5 protein-coding genes are annotated in these 4,432 nt (G+C 28.4%); all 5 read left to right on the plus strand.

Features of this window, described 5'->3' with window-relative positions; translation table 11 throughout:
* On the plus strand, positions 1–250 hold a 250-nt coding region (locus IM532_RS13435), incomplete at its 5' end, for a hypothetical protein (protein ID WP_194184010.1).
* Between the two features lie 235 nt (positions 251–485).
* The gene (locus tag IM532_RS13440; protein WP_194184011.1) at positions 486–1,349 is read left to right on the plus strand and encodes a hypothetical protein; all 864 of its coding nucleotides are present in this window, start codon (positions 486–488) and stop codon (positions 1,347–1,349) included.
* Positions 1,346–1,756, plus strand: a complete 411-nt coding sequence (locus tag IM532_RS13445; RefSeq protein WP_194184012.1) for a hypothetical protein — start codon at positions 1,346–1,348, stop codon at positions 1,754–1,756. Before IM532_RS13440 ends, IM532_RS13445 begins: the two co-directional genes overlap by 4 nt.
* 225 nt (positions 1,757–1,981) lie before the next feature.
* The gene (locus IM532_RS13450) at positions 1,982–2,512 is read left to right on the plus strand and encodes a hypothetical protein (protein WP_194184013.1); all 531 of its coding nucleotides are present in this window, start codon (positions 1,982–1,984) and stop codon (positions 2,510–2,512) included.
* A gap of 224 nt (positions 2,513–2,736) precedes the next feature.
* Positions 2,737–4,119, plus strand: coding sequence for a DUF4932 domain-containing protein (locus IM532_RS13455; RefSeq protein ID WP_194184014.1), 1,383 nt, complete (start codon positions 2,737–2,739; stop codon positions 4,117–4,119).
* Positions 4,120–4,432: the final 313 nt, after the last annotated feature.

Consider the following 4,432-nt stretch of genomic DNA (forward strand, 5'->3'; position numbering starts at 1 on the left):
TCAAGAATTTCAGAAAAGAGGAGATGAAAAAGACAAGTATTCTTATTTATATGAATATTTATTAGATGATTTTATACGTAAAAAAATTAAACAATCAAAAGATAAAAATCAATCTGTAAGAATATGTGGAAATAATGGTTCATATAAAGTGTATGAATCATTTACAAATGAACTATTGTCAGATGAAAGAGTACAAGAAATACCTCAAAAATATAAGTTTCTAAAAGAATTGGGTTATGAAATGGAATAATTCATACTGCCGATAACATCGGCTTGGCAAAATGCGGGGTTAAGTGCAAAATTGAACTTCTCGCCTTTTATCCGCCAAAAGCTGTTTGCTTTTGTTTTTTTATTAAATTTACCAAAAGGCTCACAGCTTTGGCTACGTTTCGGTCTGTATTGAACTTTCACTCAATTCAAGCCCGCACTTCGCCAAGCCGCGGCCCGTTATACGCAATTTTATCCAAACGTCTGTACATCAACAAATGAAAAAAACAGTAACCAGTAAATTTGAAATTAAATTAGAGTTTGATAAAAATACAGAAAATCCTAGTCGCCTATTTAGAACATTCGCTGAAATAATTGAAGATGTTAGAAATTTAGACAATGTTCTCGCTAAATGTATTAATACAAGTGTTTCAACTAAGATTTTTTTAAATGATATTGAAAAAGGTTCATTAATTGCAAAACTTTGGGATGAGTTAGTAATCAATGAAGATAATAAATTAGATGATTTACAAGAACCTGAAAAAATTTCAAATTTTATAGAAAAGTCACGAAGTAAAGCTTTAGAGTTTTTACAAGACAATAAAAGTAGCGTTGATGATTTAGAAAAACTATCAGATGATATTGAAGAAATAGCTAACGAAGAAAACTTGGCTGAGACATTTAATTATGGTAAACCTGATATTCTTGAGTTAGCCAAAAGTTTAAATGATATTTCTGAAACAACCGAAAAACTAACTGATAACGAAAAATTAATTGTTAAAAATTCTAACGACAAATCTGAAGAACTAACAAATAATGTTGCAAAAATTGACATTGAAGATGTAGAAAAAGCACTAACCGCTGAAGAATACAATAACGAATCAATCGTTTTTTATAAAATTAAAAAACCTGATTTTTTAGGAGATTCTCAATGGGAATTTAAGCACGGAAATAAATCACTTAAAATTAAAATTACAGATGTCAATTGGTTAGAAAAGTTTAAAAATGGAATTGAAATTGTTGTTCCTGGTGATTCTTTAAAAGTAAGAATAAGTCAGAACTTTAAGTATAATAGAAACGGATATTTAATTTCTGAAAAAACTGAAATTATTGAAGTTTTAGGAATAATTAAAAACCAATGAAATTAGAAAGAAATATATTTTACGTCTTAATTTCTGAAATAATATTTACAATTCTGCCTTTAGTAGTGATTGCAATAATTCGTTCTTATCAAAAGCAACCTGAGCAAATTTTTTATAATACTGAATGGATTATGATGGCAATCATACTTTTCGGTCAATCAATCGTAAAGTTTTCATCGGGAATTTCTAATTCAAAAAGAAAATTTAGATGGCAATTGGTTGCGCTAATAATAACAGTTATAATTTCTTTTGGATTAATTCCATCGATTGTAATTCTTATCATAAATCTATTGGCAACAGAATTAAATTTTACATTATATTTATTTCAATTAATTTTACTTGGCATTTCCATAATTACCTTTTTTATTATTGGTTATCTCGGTCAGAAATTAATGGATGAAAAATAAAAACTGCGTATAACATCGGTTTGGCAAAATGCGGGGTTAAGTGCAAAATTGAGCTTCTCGCATACTTAACCGCAAAAGCTGTTTGCTTTTGTTTTTTTTATTAAATTTACCAAAAGGCTCACAGCTTTGGCTACGTTTCGGTCTGAATTGAACTTTCGCTCAATTCAAGTCCGCACTTCGCCAAGCCGCGGATTAGCTGTAATCGTTTCCTAAGATTTCGCAAAAATGAAACTATCCGAAAAACACATTAATTTTAAAAATAAATGCAAAAAAATAATTGGTGAAAAAATCCAAAAAATTGAATATGCAGAAATAAATTATAATCCAGAAAAACCTACTCCATTTTTTGAAACAAGGTCTTCAAAAATTCATACAATTGATTACTCGATTTTCTTTATTACCGAAAAAAACACGATAGAATTTTACTGGGATTCTGAATTTACACAGTATGCATTAGGAATAAAAATTAATGAAAAAACTATTTTTACCAAAACAATAAAATGGAATCTTTCAGAAAATGAATTTTGGAAAAACGTTATTGGCCAAAAAATTAAAGCTGTTGAAATTGGATGGGAAAATGAATTTGGAGAACCTTACCCTCAATTTATTACAATAAAGTTTGAAAACACAACTGAAATTTATATTAGTGCTGCTGAATTCATAAATGATGATGACAAAATTGCATTCGGATTTAAAGACAATCTGTTAGTTTCAAACGATAAAAAAATTGCTCTTGAAACTAAAATAATAATGTAAAGCACGACTACAGCTAACAAAGTATTTCGCAAAAAACGGGCTGAAAGTTTACTTTCAGCCCATCATTTTCCGCTCGCAAAATTGCTTTTCTTAAAACTTTCAATTAATTTAGTTCAAGAAAAGAGCAATTTGCTTGAACGCACGAACTTGAACTTCGTTCAATTTCTCTCCCGTTCTTCGCAAATACTCGGCTCGTTATACAATATTTTAACACAGTAATCTAAATGAAAAAAATTATATTTTTATTATTTCTCATTATTTCAAGTCAATCATATTCGCAAAGAAACCTTAAAATAGAATCCACCGAAAGTTATGAGTTAGGCAATATCATTTTGGCACTAACAAAATATGGCAAGGAGGATCCTTGGGATGTTCAGAAAATACCTCCTTATTATAATAAAATATTAACTTATTTTAAACCTTTTAAAAACCATCCACTTTTAGATAGTGTAAATTATTCTAGAAAAGATTGGGAAAAGTTCCTTGGTTTTAGAACGGATTTTTATGCTTTTTCGTTTGATGAAAATGGAAAATTAAAACGAAATTACCCATTCAATTCATTTGGTCCTAAAGAAGTTGATAAAAATTTGGATTTAATAAATGACTTCGTGAAAAAATCTAATTACAGAGAATTTTATACTAAACATAAAAAATTCTACAACGAATTAATGTCAAATTATAAGGAATATTATTTTATTAATCAAAGTTTTAATTTTTTAGACAAAATCGCACCTGATACCAAATTCAACAATGAAAAAAATTACGTCATTGCAATTTCACCATTGGTTGGTGGACAAAACTGCCACCGAGATATAGACAGCTTAACTACAGTTGATTTCCCTAATATTGGAGAAGATTTGATTTTAGGGAAAATGAATAACAACATTTCTACAAGGGTTATAGATAATCATTCAATTTTTACAGAGATGGATCATGGTTATGTAAATCCAATTTCAGAAAAGTATAAAGAATTAATAACAAAGAACTTCAATTATGAGAAATGGGACAATAAATCGGGATATACTGGAATAAATTCTTTTAATGAATATATGACTTGGGCTGTTTATGATATTTTTATTAAAGAAAATTTTCCAAAGGAGAACACCGATAGCATTTCTAATATTTATTGGAAGCAAAATGCATCGCGTGGTTTTGTCGCACAAAATTTATTTTCAAAAAAGTTGATTGAATTATATAATAGAAGTAAGTCTAAGAAACTTGAAGATTTATATAAACCAATGTTAAAGTGGAGTAAAAAAACTGAGAATAAAATTTCGCAACCTAAACTTTTAAATTCAGACACCGAAAACTTCATTACACTAAAAGATAATTTAGTTGAATTAAGTTTTTCGGAACCTATGCAAAAATCTAAAAATATTGAAATTATATTAATTCAATTTGAAAATGGAAAACAAACACGTAATCAAAAAAACATTAGAATTGAGAAACCAATTTGGTCTAAAGATGGAAAAAAATTAAGTTTTAATTTGAAACCTGAATTTAAACAGTATGCTATTGGATTCCATATTTGGAATAGTTTGAATGGACTTTATTCTCAAAATGGCATCTTACTCAATCAGCAAAGCTATATTTTGGTGAAAAAATAAAACATCGTACAACATAGTATTTACAAAAAAAAGCGGGCTGAAGGCTAACTTTTTATCCATAATTTTCCGCTCGCAAAATTGCTTTTCTAAAAACTTTCAATTAATTTAGTTTTAGCCAAGCAATTTGCTTGTACGGACGAACTTGAGCTTTCGCTCAATTTCTCTCCCGTTCTTCGCAAATACTCAGCTCGTTACCTGCAATGCTACCAAAAACATCGTTATAAAAATGGGAATAGGAATATTTTATTTATTAATAATTTTAGTCATTCTGACAACTTGTTGCTTAATTTGGCTTTTTATTTCAATCAAAAAG

Source organism: Faecalibacter rhinopitheci (assembly GCF_015234135.1).
Classification (GTDB): Bacteria; Bacteroidota; Bacteroidia; order Flavobacteriales; family Weeksellaceae; genus Empedobacter; species Empedobacter rhinopitheci.